Annotated in this window: 16 protein-coding genes and 1 pseudogene; 5 read left to right on the forward strand and 12 right to left on the reverse strand. The window is 46.0% G+C overall.

The features are described from left to right. The first annotated feature begins 599 nt into the window (after positions 1–599). Entirely contained in the window at positions 600–2,660 is a 2,061-nt protein-coding gene (gene malA / locus KN1_RS06085) for an alpha-glucosidase MalA (RefSeq protein ID WP_221290064.1), read from the forward strand. Here the strand turns inward: malA and KN1_RS06090 are convergent, their stop codons facing one another. The 3 genes from KN1_RS06090 to KN1_RS06100 form a co-directional block, all read right to left on the reverse strand. Then, positions 2,661–2,798, reverse strand: a complete 138-nt coding sequence (locus KN1_RS06090; RefSeq protein WP_221290065.1) for a hypothetical protein — start codon at positions 2,796–2,798, stop codon at positions 2,661–2,663. 376 nt (positions 2,799–3,174) lie between these two features. Further along, positions 3,175–3,549, reverse strand: a complete 375-nt coding sequence (locus tag KN1_RS06095; protein WP_221290070.1) for a nucleotidyltransferase domain-containing protein — start codon at positions 3,547–3,549, stop codon at positions 3,175–3,177. Continuing rightward, positions 3,504–3,923, reverse strand: a complete 420-nt coding sequence (locus KN1_RS06100; protein WP_221290072.1) for a HEPN domain-containing protein — start codon at positions 3,921–3,923, stop codon at positions 3,504–3,506. The genes KN1_RS06095 and KN1_RS06100 overlap by 46 nt, the downstream gene beginning before the upstream one ends. A gap of 510 nt (positions 3,924–4,433) precedes the next feature. Here KN1_RS06100 and KN1_RS06105 point away from each other — a divergent pair. Together KN1_RS06105 and KN1_RS14710 are read left to right on the forward strand one after the other, a co-directional pair. After that, positions 4,434–4,913, forward strand: a complete 480-nt coding sequence (locus KN1_RS06105; protein WP_221290075.1) for a tetratricopeptide repeat protein — start codon at positions 4,434–4,436, stop codon at positions 4,911–4,913. Between the two features lie 556 nt (positions 4,914–5,469). Next, positions 5,470–5,711, forward strand: a pseudogene (locus KN1_RS14710) (RNA-guided endonuclease TnpB family protein); the annotation flags it as partial. 26 nt (positions 5,712–5,737) lie between these two features. On the opposite strand, the gene glmS reads toward KN1_RS14710, so the two are convergent. Beyond that, the gene (glmS, locus tag KN1_RS06110; RefSeq protein ID WP_221290077.1) at positions 5,738–7,492 is read right to left on the reverse strand and encodes a glutamine--fructose-6-phosphate transaminase (isomerizing); all 1,755 of its coding nucleotides are present in this window, start codon (positions 7,490–7,492) and stop codon (positions 5,738–5,740) included. A 33-nt stretch (positions 7,493–7,525) separates the two neighbouring features. Between glmS and nagA the strand changes: the two genes are divergently transcribed. Beyond that, entirely contained in the window at positions 7,526–8,632 is a 1,107-nt protein-coding gene (gene nagA, locus KN1_RS06115; RefSeq protein ID WP_221290081.1) for an N-acetylglucosamine-6-phosphate deacetylase, read from the forward strand. 206 nt (positions 8,633–8,838) lie between these two features. Here nagA and KN1_RS06120 read toward each other — a convergent pair whose 3' ends face one another. The 4 genes from KN1_RS06120 to KN1_RS06135 form a co-directional block, all read right to left on the reverse strand. After that, positions 8,839–10,671, reverse strand: a complete 1,833-nt coding sequence (locus KN1_RS06120; RefSeq protein ID WP_225905801.1) for a S53 family peptidase — start codon at positions 10,669–10,671, stop codon at positions 8,839–8,841. Positions 10,672–11,190: 519 nt separating this feature from the next. Then, positions 11,191–14,070, reverse strand: coding sequence for an alpha-mannosidase (locus tag KN1_RS06125; RefSeq protein ID WP_221290083.1), 2,880 nt, complete (start codon positions 14,068–14,070; stop codon positions 11,191–11,193). Between the two features lie 22 nt (positions 14,071–14,092). Next, positions 14,093–14,599, reverse strand: coding sequence for a hypothetical protein (locus KN1_RS06130; RefSeq protein ID WP_221290086.1), 507 nt, complete (start codon positions 14,597–14,599; stop codon positions 14,093–14,095). A gap of 1 nt (position 14,600) precedes the next feature. Beyond that, positions 14,601–15,461: an ABC transporter permease gene (locus tag KN1_RS06135; protein ID WP_221290088.1), complete on the reverse strand. Its 861-nt coding sequence runs from the start codon at positions 15,459–15,461 to the stop codon at positions 14,601–14,603. 567 nt (positions 15,462–16,028) lie between these two features. Between KN1_RS06135 and KN1_RS06140 the strand changes: the two genes are divergently transcribed. Further along, positions 16,029–16,214 carry a hypothetical protein gene (locus KN1_RS06140; RefSeq protein WP_221290091.1) on the forward strand — a complete coding sequence of 62 codons (186 nt, stop codon included), beginning with the start codon at positions 16,029–16,031 and terminating at the stop codon, positions 16,212–16,214. Here the strand turns inward: KN1_RS06140 and KN1_RS06145 are convergent, their stop codons facing one another. The 4 genes from KN1_RS06145 to KN1_RS06160 are packed head-to-tail and all read right to left on the reverse strand — an operon-like array spanning position 16,215 to position 19,623. Continuing rightward, positions 16,215–16,703 (reverse strand): hypothetical protein, encoded by a 489-nt coding sequence (locus tag KN1_RS06145; protein ID WP_221290093.1) that lies wholly within the window; start codon positions 16,701–16,703, stop codon positions 16,215–16,217. Positions 16,704–16,708: 5 nt separating this feature from the next. Continuing rightward, positions 16,709–17,668 (reverse strand): ABC transporter ATP-binding protein, encoded by a 960-nt coding sequence (locus tag KN1_RS06150; protein ID WP_221290095.1) that lies wholly within the window; start codon positions 17,666–17,668, stop codon positions 16,709–16,711. Further along, the gene (locus KN1_RS06155; RefSeq protein ID WP_221290097.1) at positions 17,646–18,614 is read right to left on the reverse strand and encodes an ABC transporter ATP-binding protein; all 969 of its coding nucleotides are present in this window, start codon (positions 18,612–18,614) and stop codon (positions 17,646–17,648) included. The genes KN1_RS06150 and KN1_RS06155 overlap by 23 nt, the downstream gene beginning before the upstream one ends. Positions 18,615–18,621: 7 nt before the next feature. Further along, the gene (locus KN1_RS06160) at positions 18,622–19,623 is read right to left on the reverse strand and encodes an ABC transporter permease (RefSeq protein WP_221290099.1); all 1,002 of its coding nucleotides are present in this window, start codon (positions 19,621–19,623) and stop codon (positions 18,622–18,624) included. Between the last annotated feature and the right edge of the window lie 63 nt (positions 19,624–19,686).

Here is a 19,686-nt window from a genome sequence, read left to right on the forward strand (position 1 = left end):
CGGTGCAGGAGAATCGTATCGGTCATACAATAGAAAATTATGGGTATCCCACTAAGTAAAAACTTTGGGCCCCGTTTCACAACTCGTGGCTGACCTACTAACAGCCACGATTTAGTAACTGGATTTTTATCGCTGAGGTACCTATTACAAACCGTGACGTCCTCCCGTGAATTGATACAAAAACTTTTCAGCGGTGATCGATACCGGAGTTTCTGTGGGGCTGTCAGGAGGAAAGTGAGCACCACAAAAAGGTCAAAGAGTCACTAGAGGGGCCGTTAAATCCCTCCCAGCCCGCGACAATAAACGGTGCGGTAACGTAAATACTGTTTTTTATCGTAGCCGGGACAGCGGTCAACGATTTTATTTGTTTGCGATCTAAAATTAGCTTAAACCCAGTCCCTATTAGGCACTTTTGTCATACAATTATTAAAAAATTCAAGTTAAGACTAAAATTGTAACACCTTGAGTCATAGGGCCGCAGACCTACTCGTAAACTGGGGCTAAGTCCACAATGACGTAACCGGTTATTCGTTAAATAATTTGTCCACACACCTCCATCTCACAGTTAAGTTTAAATCTACAGTTAAGGATTTCTCTACATGCGTATAGAGGTCGAAGAGAAAGAGGGTATATATAAGGTCACGATAAACGAGCCCTTCCCTCCGCTAGACTTACAGTTCAACGGGAATAAGTCTCAAAAGTCCTTAGCCGATTTAGGGCTGGACGTAACCACAGAGGGGGGCTACCTCGTTATCGAAAAAGAACTACACCTGAAAGAGCACGTCCTAGGCCTCGGAGAAAAAGCCGTGGAACTGGACAGGCGGAGAAGGAGGTACGTCATGAACAACACCGACCCCGGTATATACCAGAAATTCCACGACCCGTTATATATCAACATCCCGTTTATGATATCAGTAGTGGAAGGAAAGGCTACGGGATACTTCGTTAATTCAGCCTCACTCCTCGTCTTCGATATAGGGTTTGAGGACTACGGTAAGGTCAGGGTCAAAGTCCCCGAGGAAGGGGTAGAGCTGTACATCCTTGAAGGGCCCACGATAGAGAAAGTCCTAGAGAGGTATTCCTTACTCGTGGGTAAGCCCTTCCTCCCCCCTAAGTGGGCTTTCGGTTACATGATCTCTAGGTACAGCTACTACCCGCAGGACAAGATAGTGGAGTTAATAGACCTGCTTAAGGGGGACGGGTTCCCGGTAGAGGCGGTGTTCTTAGACATAGACTTTATGGACTCCTTCAAGCTCTTCACGTGGCACAAAAAGAGGTTTTACGACCCTGCGAAATTTTTAAACGATGTCCACTCCCGCGGTGTAAAGGTGGTCACAATAGTTGACCACAGCGTCAGGGCAGACCAGAACTACGAAGTGTTCGCCTCCGGTCTGGGGAAATACTGCGAACTGGACACGGGGGAGCTGTTCGTGGGGAGGCTGTGGCCGGGTAACTGTGTATACCCGGACTTCTTCAGGCAGGACACGAGGGAGTGGTGGAGTAAGCTCATCGCCGACTGGTTGTCCCAAGGGGTGGACGGTATATGGTTAGACATGAACGAGCCCACAGACTTCAGCAGGATAGACGCTATAAACCAAGTGTTTAGAGGTACGCCTATCCAAGTCAAGGACCTCAGGGAGTACGGTAGGTTCCCCGAAAACGTAGTCCACTACTTTAAGGGGAAGAAAGTACCCCACAACCGAGTGAGGAACGCCTACCCTTACTACCAAGCTATGGCGACTTTCGACGGGTTTAAGAGTGCAGGTAAAGGGGAAGTGTTCATATTATCTAGGAGCGGGTTCGCGGGTATACAGAAGTACGCCTTCGTCTGGACCGGGGACAGTACGTCTTCTTGGGACCAACTGCGGTTACAGATCCAGATGGTCTTGGGGCTCTCCATCTCGGGTGTGCCTTATGTCGGGATAGACATAGGTGGGTTCCAGGGAAGGAACCAAAAGGAAATAGACAACTCACCTGAGATGCTCATGAGGCAGTTCCAGATCGCCATGTTCTTCCCGTTCTTCAGGACCCATAAGGCCCCGGACGGGGTAGACACTGAGCCCATCTACCTACCGTCGTACTACAAAGAAAAAGTAAAGAAAGTAATCGAGACGAGGTATAGATTCTTACCCTACATGTACTGCCTAGCAGAGGAAGCACATGAGACCGGGCACCCCATAGTCAGGCCTTTGTTCTATGAGTTCCAGGAAGACGAGGACACGTATAGGGTAGACGACGAGTATATGTTGGGGAGTTGGGTACTTTACGCCCCGGTCATTTACCCGCAAATGGAGGTGAGGAAGTCGTATTTACCGGTAAAGGCAAAGTGGGCGGACTTCTGGACGGGGGAAGTCCTGCAGGGGTGGGTGGACTCGAGGAATGACCTACCGGTATACATCAGGGAAGGGTCAGTAATACCGCTGTCTGAGGGGGACTTCATAGTATATGGAGAGGGCAGTATAACTGTTGAAGGAGTTAGTGTCAGGAGTAGCGGTAAAAAGGTGACGTTCTCAAAGCCTTACCGGCTCGGGAAGTTGTTGGTATACGGGCTTGGGCCTGAGAGGGCCAGAGCGGACGGGAAAGAAGTAGAGGTCGTGAGGGAGGGGAAGGTCACCGTGGTCAGAGTGGACGGCACAGTGAAAGAGGTAGAGATGGAGTAACTATTCACCGTTTGTCCCTACACTTTCATTTCGTCCGTCCACTTTCAACGTGACCGGGTGTAGGGACTTAGTCCTCGACCACCTACCCGACTGTAGTGGATCATGGGACTCCTTTGAGCCCAACGGCATTGCCCACATTTATGCTATCACCTTTTCGGGCATAGCCTACACCAGCACGGGGGGGGGGGGATAATTATCAAAATAATGTATAAAATATAATGAATATAAACGAAAAGACTTCTACGGGTCGAAAAAGGGGTTTCAGCCCACCACGAGCACTCTTTAATAAACGCGGTCGTCTGTGACGCGGTGTAGTGACGTAACTTGTTAACCGCGATTAGGTCGTCCCTTTCACCCCCTCATAACCGACACGGAAAGCGGATCTGATCCCCGTCATGAAAAACGAGTATACGCAAATCGTTACCGTTACTGGTCGGGTGACACTTACGTGTCAGCGTACCTCCCGCCTCAACTGCGAGGTGTCCACGACTAGCCTTTTCTGACATGTGTGAGTTTAACCTACATCGCGGACACAGCTTATATTGTATTTCTCACACAACCCGAGGTCATCTCTCAGGACGACACCGCTACCCCTAACGTCCCACGTGATGGGGTTGCCCTTCTCTAGTGCCTTGTGGAACTCCTCCTCTGTTAATGGTATTACCTCGAAGTTTGGGGGGAAGTCTAGTCCTAACAGCCTTTCTAAAGGGTTACCCATGAAGTCCCCTATTAAGAGGACGTCAATATCACTCCATACGTTGAAGTCCCCCCTAGCATAAGACCCGATCAGGAAAGCCGAATATCTCCCTTTTAAGGAGTTAACGTAAGCCCTAGCCTTTTCTATTACTTCCCTCCTCTTTCTTTCTCTCTCTGCAATAATGTCCTCCAAAGCCCCTCTATATAATTTATTATCTCCTCCGCGTATTTAATCGCTTCTTCAGCCTCACCCTTAGTGTAATAGTACTGGGGGGTCTCACTCTGCCACGCGTCCGGGTACCTAGTGGGGATGTATAGCTTGTCCAAGTATTTAGCCTTGTCGACCAAGTCTTGAGGGACGTTAAGTAAGGACAGTAAGTAGGACACCGTATGGCCCGTCTTGGGCTGCCCTATACCGTAAAAGTAGGCCTTTACAGCGAGCTCGGCGGACTGCTGTGCTTTAAAGCAAGCCCAGTTATAGAACCCCCCTCCGAGGTCGTGTCTGGCGCTCTCTAAGGTAAGTTTTCCGGACTTAAACCACCGGTCGAACTCACCAGTGTCGAGCATCGGGGAAAAATACGAGTTTCAAAATTAAAGCCTTGTCCCGAGCGTTGCGACGGCGACCTTAGCGTCGTCACTGAGCTATAAAGTCTATCTACCTGAGGCACGTCAAGTCCTTATCATACGCTCTGTGGCTCCGGGAAAGTCCCCCCATGCGAAGTTCATAACCCAATAATGACACTATGACTACGACAACATATTTTGTCGTAGTGAGCAAAACTGCTTTGTAGCACCTACGTGAGGGTTACTGACGGGCGGTGATCAAGGTACTTGTTTACGGTGTTTAAGGGCAAAAACCTTTTTTATGAAGACTTTACTGGGGGCAAGACCTTTACCTATTATGCCCTACTTGTCCTCATGGGATGTCGTGAAGTCGATCTGGCTTCTCCCTGCCCTAAGGGACGAGGCTTTCAACCTATTGTGACAAGTTAGGGGACCTCTAAGGGTGGGCTCACCACCTCCGTAGGCTTTAACAATGAGAGACCGACTTAAATATTAATAACGCGATATAAAGTTATGGCTAATAACATAGAGGAGCTAATAAAAAAAGGGTATGAAGAACCAGACGAAAGGATTGAGGAATACTTTAAAGGGCTCTACGAAAGATACGGCGATGATCCACGGGTTATTTACGAATATGCGAGCGTTTTAGACTACTTAGGAAAAGAGAGAGAAGCAATACCTCTGTATAGGCGTTCACTGGAAAAGGGGCTGGAAGGGGTACGTAAGGACATGTGCCTCATTCAGCTGGCGAGTTCGTTGAGGGTAGTGGGAGAACTAAAGGAGAGCCATACAATACTTGATGAAGTATATAGGAGGACAAAAGACCCGGCGTCCCTGCTCTTCCTAGCCTTGACCCTCAGAGACTTGGGTATGGAAAACAAAGCGTTTTGTATGCTGGCCTCTTACATCTTGGGAGAGGGTAAGGGCCTCATGCCGAACTATGAAAGGGCCCTAAAGCAGTATTATGCAGACCTTTGCGGTGAAACTAGTTAAAGTGTATACCTCAGGTGTAAAGGGCAATACCTCATCCTTTAGCCCAGTACATCACTTTATATGGAGGCCTTTGCCCTTTATTAAATGACCGAATATAAGATATAAAATGAAACCGTGGCAACAAACGAGAAACTAAAGGTGGGGATGATAACATAAGTAGGATTTGTCGAAAAATAGTCGGAGCCGAGTATTCCCCTGAATACTTACGTAAATACTTATACTCTATTTTACGTTAAATACTCAAGAACCCTCAACTCTTAATCACATAGTACGTAATAGTCCGACCTAATTAGTAAAAACGTGTCGACACAAGGATTTTAGGTAAAACGCTACACAAGGGTTAAGTTATGTACTCAATGTACGCACATGCATAAGACCTTTTCGACCATTATAAATACACAACCGAGACGGTTTAAAAGGAAAACGACGAAAGTTTTACAAAAGGTTTAAAGCCCACACCCTTTTTAAGTCAAAGATTAAAACATTTAAGTAACACTTTTTCTAACGATAATTCAATGGTTAAAAGGAGGGAAACCCAATCAGGGCCACAGTTTCAATGAAGGTCGGTCTATCAGACTCCCTCCTAGTCCTTATTAATAACTATGTGAAAGCATTAAGGTATGCCTTGTTTTGATTAAGAGAGAACGTAAAAGACCCTAGTGTGGACAGAGTACTAGGAAAAGTCCATGAGGAGTCATACTACAAGTTAATGAGTGAATACGACCTCCTTTGAAGGTAGCTGAGGGCTGTTATCGTGGTGCACTCTCAGTATATAAGGGCTGGTATAATGACCCAAGAACGTGTTAACTTAAGGTGTTTAGGGCTTAACTCACCACCGCTTTTACCAGCCCTTGCGGGGTGTCTATGGGTAACCCCCTCTTAACTCCGAGTTTGTAAGCCATTAACTGTAGCGGGACGACATTAGCTATGGGGCTTAGGTCCCTTGAAGTCTCTACACTTTTAACGCTACCCTCGGGTGATACGCTGATTATAGGGCTCCCCCTATCAGAGAGGGACTTCACGACCTTATTGTAGAGGTCAAAAGCCTGCTCCTCAGAAGGCTTGATAATAATTATCGGGTAACCCTTATTTGTGAGGGCTATAGGCCCGTGGAGGAGTTCTCCTAATTGGATCCCCTCAGCGTGTGCTAAGGCAGCTTCTTTAAACTTTAACGCTCCCTCTAAGGCTACCGGGAAATTTATACCGCTACTCGTTATGTAAAGGCTGTCTTTTTCTACCTTCGAAATAGCATCTTCAGCCTGCTTTTCTATCTGAGGTAGGGATGTGTATATCTGCTTTGACAACTCCTCTAAGTCTTTCTCAAATGCTTCTAAATCCTTTCTGTCTTTTTTGCCTGAATTTAACCCGGTATAGAGCGATAGGGTCCTCAGCACTACTAGGGTCGACGTAAAAGTCTTTGTAGCGGGGACGGCTAACTCCGGTCCCGCGGTAATCGGTAGGTAGATGTTTGACTCCAAGGCGAGCCTTGACCCCACGGAGTTGGTAACACCTACAATAACCGCTCCCCTCTGCTTAGCCATTTTTATACTCCTTATCACGTCCGAGGTCTCTCCGCTCTGGCTAATCGCGATGATGACAGACCCCGTAGAGATGTTTTGTAAAGCGTAATAGGGGAATTCAGCAGCACTCACCACGTTAGCGTTTATCCCGACTTCGGAGAAGTAATAATATGAAATCAGCCCGGCGTGGAGGCTAGTCCCGTTCCCTATTACGTATATGTTCTTAGCCCCGTAAACTATCATCGCGGCGAGGCTGAGGTATTTCTCCATAAGGGAAGTATACGAATTAACTAGACATGAAGGTATATCATAGACCTCTTTTAACATGTAATGGGGGAAGCCGCCTTTATCTACGATCTCCTCCTTATACTTTACCCTCTTTATCTGGGGGCTCAGCACGTTAATGTTTATGTCATACACCTTTACACCCTCCGGTGTAACTTCAGCCACTGAGTTCTCAGGTAATATCACAGCGTTCTCCGCAAAACCTGTCAGTGAAGGTAAGTCACTTGAGATATATTTACAGTCACCTAACCCGATCATTATAGGCTGTCCGGCCGAAGCTACGAAGGCCTTGTCCATCCCTTCCACTATGAAGGCAAAGGAGTAAATCCCTCTTACTCTCGATATAATATCTATCGCGGACTTAAGGTAGTCCCGAGACCCTTCCAAAAGGTGGGGGATGACTTCAGCGTCGGTAGTCGAGGTGAACTTATGCCCCTGCTTTACCAACCTCTCCCTTATCTCCTCGTAGTCGTCAATTATCCCGTCCATTACGACTGCTATCTTTTTATTGCAGTCTAAGAGGGGGTGCGTGTTTTCTAATGTGGGCCAGCCCCTGCTCGCATACCTAGTATGACCGAGTGCTACCTTCGACTTACCGTTTACTTTCAGGGGAGTCTTGGAGACGTCCCCCAAGGCTTTTGTGACCTCAAGGCTGTCGTTAAGCCACGTCATGCCCGCACCGTCGTAACCCCGGTAAATAAGCCTACTCAAACCGACGTTCACCGTGGAAAGGTCTCTCGGTTCCCTGCATACAAAGCCGAAAATGCCTCCCATATCTTTTTAACCTCGCCCAAGTTCTTAAGTGTTGTGAAAATTACAAATGTAAAAATAGTTACTCCCTACAAAGAGTTTACCGGGACTATAGAGGTAGAAAGTGGTAAAATTAAGAGGGTATACGAGGGCAAAGACCGAGGGGAAGACATGGAGGGGCTAATCGCAGTCCCGGGCTTTGTGGACGTCCACACCCACGGTATAGGGGGTTATGATTTTACCTCATGGAGATCCGTAGACGAGTTTCTGGGTAATTTGCTGAAGATGAGGGAAATATACGTAAAGTACGGGGTCACAACTTTTTTACCTACCACCGTCACCCTCCCTAAGGAAGACTTAGCAGAAGCTTGCAAGGCTGTAGGGGAAATTGAAGACCCGTCAATAGCGGGCTTGCATCTGGAGGGCCCCTTCATAAGTGAAAAGCATGCCGGGGCCCAAGATGTCAGGTATATAAGGAGTCCCGATATGACTGAAGTGAGACGGTGTGTCGAGCTTAGCAAAAACAAGTTGAGGACGGTAACAGTAGCGCCAGAGAAGGGATTGGAATTCGTCTCGGCGTTAGTAGGTATGGGTATACACGTATCCATCGGCCATACCGATGCGGACTACGAGACGGCTACAAAAGCGTTCCTGCTCGGGGCGGATAGGACGACCCATATTTTTAACGCTATGAGGCCTTTTCACCATAGAGACCCGGGGGTAATACTGGCCAGTATAAACTACTCTCCTTACATAGAAATAATCCCGGACTTTATTCACGTAGACAAGGAGTTGGTAAAATTCCTGGTCAAAAGTGTAGGTAGGGAAAGAGTTGTCGGGGTCACCGATTCCATTATGGCCGCGGGGCTGTCCGACGGGGAATATACACTGGGAAAGGTGGAGATTACGGTAAAGGAAGGGAGGGCTCTCACCAAAGAAGGTAAGTTGGCTGGTAGCACTCTGACGATGGACAAGGCATTTGCTAACTTGGCTAAGCTCACCGGTCTCTATGACGCGGTCATGATGACCTCTTATAACCCTGCCAAAGCTTTAGGGCTTACGGATAGGGGCGCGTTATTACCCGGGAAAAACGCTGATATAGTGCTATTGGATGACAAATTGAGGGTAGTTAAAGTATATAAAAATGGTGAAGAAATAGGTTGAGCTATTACACACCACCCGTTAAAAGTTTAGTTTTTTCCGGGTATTAGATGCGAGTATCTGGGTAGTGTTCAGCTTTACGGTTTTTTGGTATATATGAAAGACTCGTTGAAAGAAAAGAGCCACACAAAAACAAGATAATGATAACAATTTTTTAAAAAAGAAACACACTTATTATTTATAGAAAATTTCTTTAGAAGGGAAGGTGCTTAATAGACTACTGAGTAGAACAGTCTCAGGTCATATACCATTCCGTATGCGTTATAAGTCCCCGGTCCGGTTACAAAGTTCCAACCGTAATATGCAGGAAGCGGGTTGTTACCAGACGTTATAGGTATCCATGCAGGCATCCCTATGGCAAATCCTTTAGGCGTTATTATAAACCCTAGATACGATATGTGATAAAGTATGGTGTTTAAGTCTCCCAGCTTTAATCCGGTAAGTGCTACCATAGCTGCTGTCATAGGGGCTGCCCCGCTAGTCCCATACCATACATACAGTTGACCGTCAAATATTAGCGGTAACCCGAAACCGTATTCTACAATGTTATAACCTCCGGCTGATACAAACGCTATATCGGGGTATGTCCTCTGGAAGAACGGTGTGAAAGGTATCAATGACGTCAGCTCGAAGTTCTGTACTGGGAATACTACGCTTATCCCTCCTGTGCTGTAATCCCAACCGGAGATCGATTGCACCTGACCAGTAGACGTCGCGTTTACGAAAATACCGCCTACCGCTGAAACGTACGGGTCACTTTCGGGATACCATATTGTATTAAAGATACCTATGTTGAAGTTTGGTGGTGGGTTATCGCTCTCAAATCCCCAGTCCCCAGAAGCAGCTAATACGGATATCCCTTCGTCTACAGCCTGCATCATTATGTTGTGGATCATCCATAGCATTGCCGGGTAATAAGCGGCTAAAAATGACTCCGGTAGAGTTACGGAAATTGAGATGACATTAGGGTCTATGTAATTCACCATGTAATAGTACTCGTAGTAGTAATTTAGCGAATTGCCCACTAAAGCCGGTCCGCCCACATATCCGTTACTGAAGACTATGTATACGTCAGATGCAGGTGCAAACACACCGGACCACTCCGCATCGAGTTCGTTTTCACTCGACTGTCCTGATATGGTGTAGTAGCCTAGATATACTACGTGTAGTCCTCCGGTCCTTGGTACTATGTCAAATTCTTTCCAAAACTGGTAAATATCGCTTGTCTCTACATAAGATTCTGGGACCCCTTCAATAGCTATCTTAGTCCCTTGTCCTAGATAACCTTGGCTATACAGTTCAGTGAAACCGAAGTACTGGGCTATAGCTTTTGGTGTTACCAGGACGCTCGACACTAATGACGGGTCACTGCTTTTGATGGTATGCATTTCTAATGTCCACGCACTCCTAATTACCGGGTATACCTTAGGGTCAACACTATCTATCCCTACTATTCCGACTATATATTTACCCACTTTATACGGTAAAGACGGTGTTACGTTGTTAGTGAAGTAATAGAAAGGTCCTATATTTTCTATACCTAATAACCCGAACCAGTCTAAGTTCTGGTTGGGATAGTAGTAGCAATTTATGTATGTGTGGAATGCCTTTTCTATTTCACCTACAGTCCCTTGGAATGTTAGGATCAACCCGTAATCGCCGGTAAAACTTATTCCGTAGGACTCCAGGTACTTTATAAGGCTTTCTTTGTATGACTGGGAAGGATAGAACTCACTCCTGAACTGAGATGGGGACAAGTATTTGGCTTCGTGGTTCGATATCTCGTTAGTTATGGAGAGTAAAGTCTGGTAGTTGGTGAAATTAAGCAGGACAGCAAAAGGTATCTCGTAGTTTGAGGGTAGCTGTTGGACGTATATTGACCCGGGTAACACGGAGTATTGAGGAGAGTTATTGTAAATATAGTACATCGTAGTCCCGCTATCCGCTGTACTTAACATATTCACTGTAGTAAACACTGGCATAACCAATAAGACTAGTATTAAGGAAGATAGTAGATATTTCCCTTTAATAGACTTGTTCATTTTTAATCAAAAATGTATCGTGTTGCTTTTCTTTAATACTTTACGGATCTATTATTATTCTTAGACTTCGGTACATTTAGTCGATAATGAAGAAAAATTTATGATAAAATCAAAGAATAGTTCAAAAATTTTTACATTTGTTAATAAAATTCTCGGCAAAGAACCCGTTTTTTATGTAAATAATACCTTAAATTAAGTTTATAATTGCATGCAGAGAGGTCTTAAGGTTTACGGTTTATAATTGCAAAGACACCGAGTAACTCCTACCCTTACAAAATGGTATTACGATTTTACACTCTTAAGCTGACCTTTTCTATCCGACTTGATAACGACAATACAGTTAGCATTTGTTGAAAAACGGAGCCAGAGAGCTAGCCTGGACTGCCTCAATACTTGCCTTGTTTTACTTTAAACGCCTAAGGCTCCAGAGCCCTTAATGGGAAAGTCTTAACACCTTACACCCGGTTGACGCAAAAAAGTGGACGCAAAGGTTTTAGACAAAATGTTGGTTCTGCCTCCTCACCCCTCTAACTTTATAGTAATTATTTCATAATTACGGTAATTAAATCTCACCTTATTTCCGTTTAGCTGGACACGGCCGCTAATAGGGTTCTCAAGCACGTTCACCCGCTCTACCTTATTGGGGTTAAACCACAATTCGACCTCGCCCTCGCCTCTGTTATTTTGGACGTTATACAACCTGACGACTATACCTCTTTTGTCTTCTGACCCCTTTATGGCTTCTACGACTAAATTGTCCGGTCTTACCCTTACGAAACTCCCCTCTCCACCCTTTCCCCTAACTACCTTCAAGGGGTAATTGAGCTCATAAGCCCTCTGATATACTTTAGCCTCTTTCCAGTCGCCTTTATGGGGGTAAACGGAGTATGTAAAGCTGTTGGCCTCTGCATCCGTAGTGTAATCGGGGTAGATAGGGGTCTTAGCTAAGGAAAGGCCCACGGCGTTCCCCTCAACTGCCACCCCGTATTTACCGTCGTTTAAGACCGCCACCCCGTAGTCGTCCTCAGATAGATCCAGCCACTTCCCCATCGGTACCTCAAACTTAGCCTTTTCCCAACTTGTGTTCCTTGTGGTCTGCCTCTTCAGTACCCCGTAAGGCACTTCGAAGGTCGCCTCTGGGGTATTTAAATCGAAGTAAAACCACGATTTCAGTAACAGCTCCCTGTCAGGCATTGAGATAGTAGTCTTGAAGTCTATCCTCCTACTCTTTGCGTATAAGCACACGTCTTGTAAGACTTTTGAGTTCCTGAACGTATAATAGAACCTGACGCAAGCCCTGAAGGGGCCCGTCTCCTTTATTTCGTACTTTTCAGCCTTGAGTTCAAACTTTTTGTCCTCATAAGAAGGTTCAATGTCCCAAGCGTCAGCCCAGCCCGGTATGTTCTCGTAGACTACGAGTTTATTAGAAGGGGAACTCAGGGCTTCCCTCCCAGTTTCCTTGTCGTATAGCGAAGCCAGCGTCCCGTCCCCGTTTAGTTTTACTTTAAGGTATTCGTTCTCCATTATAAGCCCTTCTAACCTCACCGGGTTTACCCTGAGGGGTTTAAGTTCGGTATAACCTAAGGGAGGGGCCCTGACCCTGACGAGGTAACCCTCTTCAGTCCTTTGTCCCCCCTCTACCTCCTCTCCTAAAACCACATAGTCCTCCCTGTCCCACGACAAAGAGTTAAAGACCATCAATTTATCTCCCTCCCCTGCTATTCTCTTGATAGAGTCTAAAGCGACTTTATCGGCTTCCTTAATTACGTTCTCCAGCTCCGGGTAGACCGTCTCATACACTTCCTTTATGGCAGAACCCGGCAATACGTCATGGAACTCGTCCTTGAGTAATGTCTTCCACAATACCTTCAGCCTCTTTTCGTCATAGCTCCTCGCGATAGTAGACCATATCTCTGCCTCCCTTAAGGCTACCTCAGTCCTCCTGTGCAAGTATTTCATTCTGGAGTGAGAAGTGTAGACCCCCCTGTGAGTCTCTACGTAGAGTTCGCCGTTCCAGTTTTCCTTCGCCTCGTAGTTATGGGCTCCGCTTAATTCCACTGATGGCGTTGAAGGGAGTTGGTCTATGGCTTTCGCAGCGACCAGCATGTCTTCTGTAGGGCCCCCGCCTCCGTCCCCGTGCCCGTACGCGTACAATAAGGGTTGGTCTTTGTCCTTCCAATTATCCCATTGTTCTAATACACTCTCGACACTGAAATCTGAGTTATACCCTCCCCTACCGTTCCCGAAAGCTACAGCCGTGACTCTGGACCCGTCTATACCTATCCAGTTAAAGACCGAGTAGGGGAACTTATTGGTATCGCTCCAGAACAGTTTATGGGTAGCGAAGAGGTTTATCTCAGCCAACCTCATGATCTGCGGTAATTGAGCGGAGAACCCGAAGGTGTCTGGGAGCCAGAGGACTTCAGCTTTCTTCCCGAAGTTCTCTTCATAAAACTGTTGGGAATAAAGCAACTGCCTTACAAGGGACTCACCCGCCGGTAGGTTCGCGTCAAATTCCACCCACCCCGCACCCAAGACCCACCTACCTTCCTTTACTTTCTCCTTGATCTTGTTGAACAACGCGGGGTAGTCTTCCTTTACCCATTCGTAATATATTGCCATGCTTTGGATAAACGTGAAGTCGTACCTTTCCATGAGGTTAAGGACTGTAGAAAAAGTCCTCGCTACCTTCCTCCTCGTCTCGTCGAAGTTCCACAGCCACGCAGTGTCTATATGCGCGTGGGCAACGGCGTTCATTTTACCGGGCTTTCCGAAGAGCTCCCTGAGCCCCCTCACCCCTTCGGATAGGGCTTTCAGTGCTTCCTCATAACTCCCGCTGTGTTCAGGGTAATTCATGCCTTGTGTAAAGTCGAGTAAATGTCTGGGGAAGTCCCTCCAGTAGTGTGAGGCGAGGACAAGTTGATCCCTAGAGACCGAGGCAAAAGGGGCTAAAGATAGCGACTCGGTAAGTACTTGTAACAGTTTTTCCTTCAGGTACCCCTGAGCTAACTTAGCCAATTGCAGGGTCGTGTTAGCGTATACCCAGAAATTATAAGCGGACGGGTTCCGTTTAAAGGTCACCGGGGTCCCGGGCCTTATCTCAGTCCTCTGTCCGAACGCCTTAAACGGGGAGAAATCCGCTTCTATTTTTACCTTGCCCTTAGGTAACGGGAAGGTATTGTGGTAATCGTCTAACGCAAAATACGGCTCAGAGTTCACCTTAATTAACGCTGAACCGTGATAATCCAATACCATTAAGTACTTGTTGTCATCTCCGTTTTCAAGCCCCAGCGTGTAAGTAGTACCGCTAAGGGGGGCCCATTCTGTGTACCTTATATCGTAAAAGGAGTTTGCCAGCACAAAAGAAATACGCGTAAATATTTCGTTTTCCCTTCTCATCACTATGAAATAACTTTGACAGTTAATAAGGCTTGCCTTGTTTTGTTAACCTATCAACTTCCTCCCTGAACCGGTTGTCGTTCAAATACAGCCTCGTATATACCTTGTCCGCTTCGCCGTCAAATAGTAATTCCGTACCTCTTACGGAAATGTCGTGCCAAGTGAGGTCGTATTTCGGGCTGTCTTTAAGGATCGAGAGTAACTTGGAATACAAGTCCCTAAAGATTTTCTTCATAGTTTTTTCCATTATCTCTCTCTCCCTGTTCCTCATATAAACGGACTGGTTATAAAATATAGATTCCAATATTTCTGATAATCTGAGGGACGTATGTTGGGCCTCTTCAGTAGCCCTGAACCCCTCTTCTATATACAATATAACTAAATTATAGGGTATGGGTCCTATCTCCCCTGAAGGTAATCCTTGCTTTCCCTTTTTGACTAATAATACCCTGTCCTCACTGTGGGTGAGCTTGTCGAGGAAGTAGGCGTCTATCATTATATTTTCTACTATATAAAAAGGTATTAGCAAGTCAGACCCTCCTGAGCCTCGGGTTTGAGATCTCGTCTATTCCGTAGCTCAACATTATCAGCCCGAACATGAACATGACTACAAAGAACGAGGGCCAAAATAAGTACCAGAAGGCCTGGTTACCGTAAATCCCCCCGTCCTGCAATGCCTCATTTATCATTACACCCCAGTTGTACTGGCTCACGGGTAGGATCCCTAAGAAATAGAGGCCTACGGAAGCGTACAGTGCCCCCTCTACGTTAAATATGAAGTGTATCGCTATGTAGGACGCAATTGTGGGCATGATCTCCCTGAATATAATGTGAAAACTCCCTAACCCTAATATCCTTGAGACCTCGACGTAAGGTAGGTTTTTCATGAGGAGGATCTGAGACCTGATGGCCCTGGCCAGCCCCGTCCAACCACTAATACTCAATATACCGGCCAGGATAAACGGGTTCGTCGTCTTCAAGGACGTGGCGAGGATGAGTATAAGGATCAGGCTCGGCATAGTCATCACTATATCGTTAATCGACATGAGCACGTTATCCACTATACCCCCGATATACCCAGCTACCATCCCCACCGTGATCCCTATTAGAGTAGTGAATAGCCCTGCTAAGAAACTCACTTCGAGGATGAACGGGGCCCCCCAGACTATGTCCCCTAAAATACTACACCCCAACGGCCCCGTCCCTAGGATATATTCGGGGCTCAGCATGGGCGGCCTGAATATCATGTTGGGGTTAATATTAACGACTACGGGTTTGGGGACTATTAACGGGCCTACAGTACCCAACAGTATGAAAAACACTGTTATTATTAACCCGGCTTTCCCCTTGTTGTTCCTCCAAATAAGCTTAAGGTAATCGACGAGTTTCATGTAAATAAAAATCCGCATTGCAAGTTAAAAACTTAATACTAGGTCGCCGTAGTACCCAGGTAGGGTTTGCGTTTTACCGCTGTACAAACTTTTAAGGGTTTTGTCCCTCACTGCCTTGCTGACTAAACCGCAAAAAGCCCGATCAAAGCATAAATTTTAAGGCCTCAGGAGCGGGACTTCAAGCTTTGAGGAATTAAGGGTTCGCTTAGGCATTTACCGCGAATTGAAATGTTTCCTCTCCAATTGTATGGCCCACGGAGCAAATAAATGGTGTACGAAGTCGTTCTGGTTAAACTAAATTGTAAATACTCGCCTTATGCTTTTACGCGGTATTACGTATTAACGTTGATAAGCTTGTGTTTGATAATTAGGTATAATCAATAACGCGATCAAAAATCGCAAAACAAACTGGTTAGCCAGAGTCGATGCAGGCCCTCCGAGTACTTTCGTGACGGGGGGGGGGGGACTCCTTAATTTAAAACTGTATGAGAACGATTATAATGCCGTATCTGTATACAAGTTCATTGACGGGAAAATTTAATTCTCGCTAACGGCAGATATTTATTTATGACCGACTATAGGGGCTTATTAGCTTTCGGTTACATTTTTCTATTCCTGTCCATTTTCTCACTGATATTCGATTATAAAATTTTATACTTGGACGCGGTTATCTCGTTCACGTTAATTATCTCGGTCTTCGCAATAGTTTACTCTATTTATAAGATTAGGAAGGAAGCCAGAGAGGGGCTCTAACTACTTCCTTTTCTTACGTTGACCCCTCTTTACACTTTCCTGTTTTGATAAAGCGCGGTTGTAGGCTAGCAGTACTAGCCCTAAACCTATCAGTACCCCTGAAATCGTATAGCCTGTTTGCGAGAAGTCCGTGTTATAGACTAAAATTTCAGCCGTGACATTAGACGGGTAATTCCCCCCTTCTATTAAGAGCTCCCTAAACGGCATTACGTAAAAAGTCTTTGAAAAATTTCCCTTGAGCTCCCCTAAATAATCCCCTGCATAAGGTGGGTTTTCCTGCAAGACGAGTACTGGGTAAGTGGAGTACCCTTTTATTTTAGCCAGGTCACCGGGACTACCGCCAAACGATATTGTATAACCGCTTTTCTCCCCTACGAAAAGGTGGAACGATTTTTCATAGACCACACTATTTGAGTAGTAGAGTGTAAAGGGCACCATGATTACCCCAAAAAATAGCAACAGTAAGGAGATGGTCAAGAGCACTTTCATCTCCATCAACCGTAAAGGTAACAAGCTACTTTCCTGTCCCTGTTAACAGTATAGTTGGGGAAACCTTTCTTACACTTGTCTACGGCGTATGGGCATTTAACGCTAAAAGGACACCCTTGGTTGGGTATTACAGCCTCTTTAGGTTCTTGTACACCACGGTCTTCCGCCTCAGCAGCCTCATAATTTATGTCGATGTAAGAGCCCACCAGAAACTTAGAATAAGGGTGCAGAGGGTTCTGTATTATATCGTCTATCTTTCCTTCCTCTACGACTCTACCCCCGTAAATCACGACTCCCTTAACCCCTTCCGACTTGTAGTTCAAGTATTTAGCTATCGCTAAGTCGTGAGTTATTAATACCAAGGTCATATCCATTTCTTTCTTAAGTTTCACGAGGAGGTCTATTATACCCACCCTGTAGGAAGCGTCTAACATCGTTACGGGCTCATCGGCTATTAAGACCTTGGGGTTTACAGATATAGCCCTAGCTATGTTTACCCTCTGTAACTGTCCCCCGGATAACTGGTTAGGGTACCTGTCGACCAGCGAAGGGTCTAAACCTACAGCTTTAACCAATTCCACTACTTTACCGTATAACTCGTCCCCCTTTAATTTTAGGTGTTTTTTTACCGGGTAGGAAATCGACTCCCTTATCGTCTTTGACGGGTTTAAGGCGCTAATGGGGTCTTGATAGATGTATTGCACTTCCCTCCTGACTTCCTTTCTAGCCCCCTTGTCTTTCCACACGTCCTTGTCCTTATACAGATAAGTGCCTCCGGTAGGCTTTTCCAACGCCACCAATACCCTAGCTAATGTAGTCTTACCCGCCCCGCTTTCCCCTATTACGGAGACAGTCTCCCCGCTGTTAATTTCCAAGTCTACGCCTTTTAAAGCGTATATGACTTTCTTGTTAAACCTACCCTGCGTATACCTGACCGTGAGGTCATCCAGCTTTATTAGTGCCATAAAGGAAACACCTCACTCTCCTACCGTTAAAAGCGGATATACCGGGGTGTTGGGTTTTACAGCTCTCCATTACCCTATCACACCTGGTGCTGAACAAACAACCTTCAGTAGAAGGCAACCCCTCCCTTATGGGCCTCACCCTATCGAGGTCACCCTTGATGGAAGGCACGGAGCTCATAAGGGCGTTCGAGTAAGGGTGTAAGGGTTTTTTAATAATTTCTTCCGTCCTACCTTCCTCGACTATCTCCCCGGCGTACATGACGATCATTTTAGTGGATATGAAAGCAGCTACGGGGATATCGTGAGTTATAAAAATAATAGAAGTGCCCATGTCTTTATTAATGTCCTTTATTATTTCCAATAAGTATTTTTGGGTCGCTACGTCTAAAGAGCTCACGGCTTCGTCCATTATGACCAACTCCGGGTTAAGGAGTAAACTCAGGGCTATTAGCACCCTCTGCTTCATGCCCCCGCTCAGTTGAAAGGGGTAAGCCTTCGCGACCCTTTCAGGGTCCAGCCTTACTGTCCTGAGTAGGTTCAACGCCCTTTCAGTAGCTTCCTCCCTGCTCAGCCCGTGAGAATACGCGGTGTCATAGAAGTGGTCTATGACCCTCATAGTGTTGTTAAGGGAGTTCTGGGACGCCTGAGGTACGTACGATATTAATTTCCACAGTACTTCTCGCCTAAACTCTGACTCTTTCATCGCTAAAAGGTCTTTCCCTTTAAAGAATATCTTTGACTGGGGCCCTATCCTACCGGGAGGCCTTATCGCCCTGAGGATCGCTTTAGCTAACGTGGACTTCCCCGACCCGCTCTCCCCTATTATCCCCAAGACCTCCCCTTTTTCCATGGAAAAACTTTCATCCCTCACAGCCCTTATTTCAGAGCTACCCACACGGTACCAGACCGAAAGGTCTCTAACGTCCAGGAAACCGGAGACCGACATGTGCCTTTCACTCGTTCCTTACCCTAGGGTCGATCAGCGAGTACGTGAGGTCGGCTAACAGTACGCCCACCACCACAGCAGTAATTATTATAATGAATATCCCCATTTCTAACGTATAGTCGTTGTTCGTAATCGCGTAATAAAGTAGGTTACCTACACCGGGGTAACTGAAAATTTCCTCTACAAACACCGAACCACCAAAGGAGAACCCTATCGAAATTATAAGGCTCGTATATAAGGGGAGTAGAGCGTTCCTCCCTACGTATTTAGTCTCAATTAATTTGTCCCTGACCCCCCTTATTTCCGCAAAACTCACATAGTCCTCTCCTAAGGTGTAAATAGTATTCGCCCTCATGTGCAGTGCCCAACCCGCTAAGTTGGCCAAAGTGAGGGTACTTATAGGGAGAATAGCGTGGTATAGGACGCTCACTATAAAGGGCAAGCTCAGGCCCGGTGTTATGCTGGCAGAGTAAGCCCCACCGGTGGGGAACCAATGTAACTCAAACCCTAAAATAAACAGGAATAGTGCCCCGCTTATGTATAGGGGTATAGAGCGTAACAAGGTGAAAAAGGTGGTCAGGGAAGAATCGACTTTGCTACCCCTCTTATAGCCCATCTTCTGGCCTACCCTTATACCCAAGAAGAAGCTTATGAGCAAAGAAGTGGACACTATGAAGATCGTCCACGGTAAAGACGTAGCTATGATCGTAGTTACGGGCTCTTCAGAGATCACGTCCAGCCCCAAATTCCCGTGCAGTACTTGCCAAATATAGTTGAAAGCCTCTATCACGGGGTTACCGTGGGGCACTAAGTCGTTATAAAACTGTAACTCGGACGCGTATATTTGGGCAAACTTAGGGTTACTCGCCTCCGTTACCCTCAAGTTTGTGAGGAGCGCATTAGCCGGGCTGTTCGGGGAATACTCTATCAAGACCCAACTTATTATAATGGTAATAATAATTGTGAGAAATGCCATGGCAACTCTTCTTATAAGCCAAGCTTTGTTCATAATTCACTTCACCTCTTAATACTTTTTAAGCTTTTCAGGTTTATTACTGTATACATATACTCG

Source organism: Stygiolobus caldivivus (assembly GCF_019704315.1).
Classification (GTDB): Archaea; Thermoproteota; Thermoprotei_A; order Sulfolobales; family Sulfolobaceae; genus Stygiolobus; species Stygiolobus caldivivus.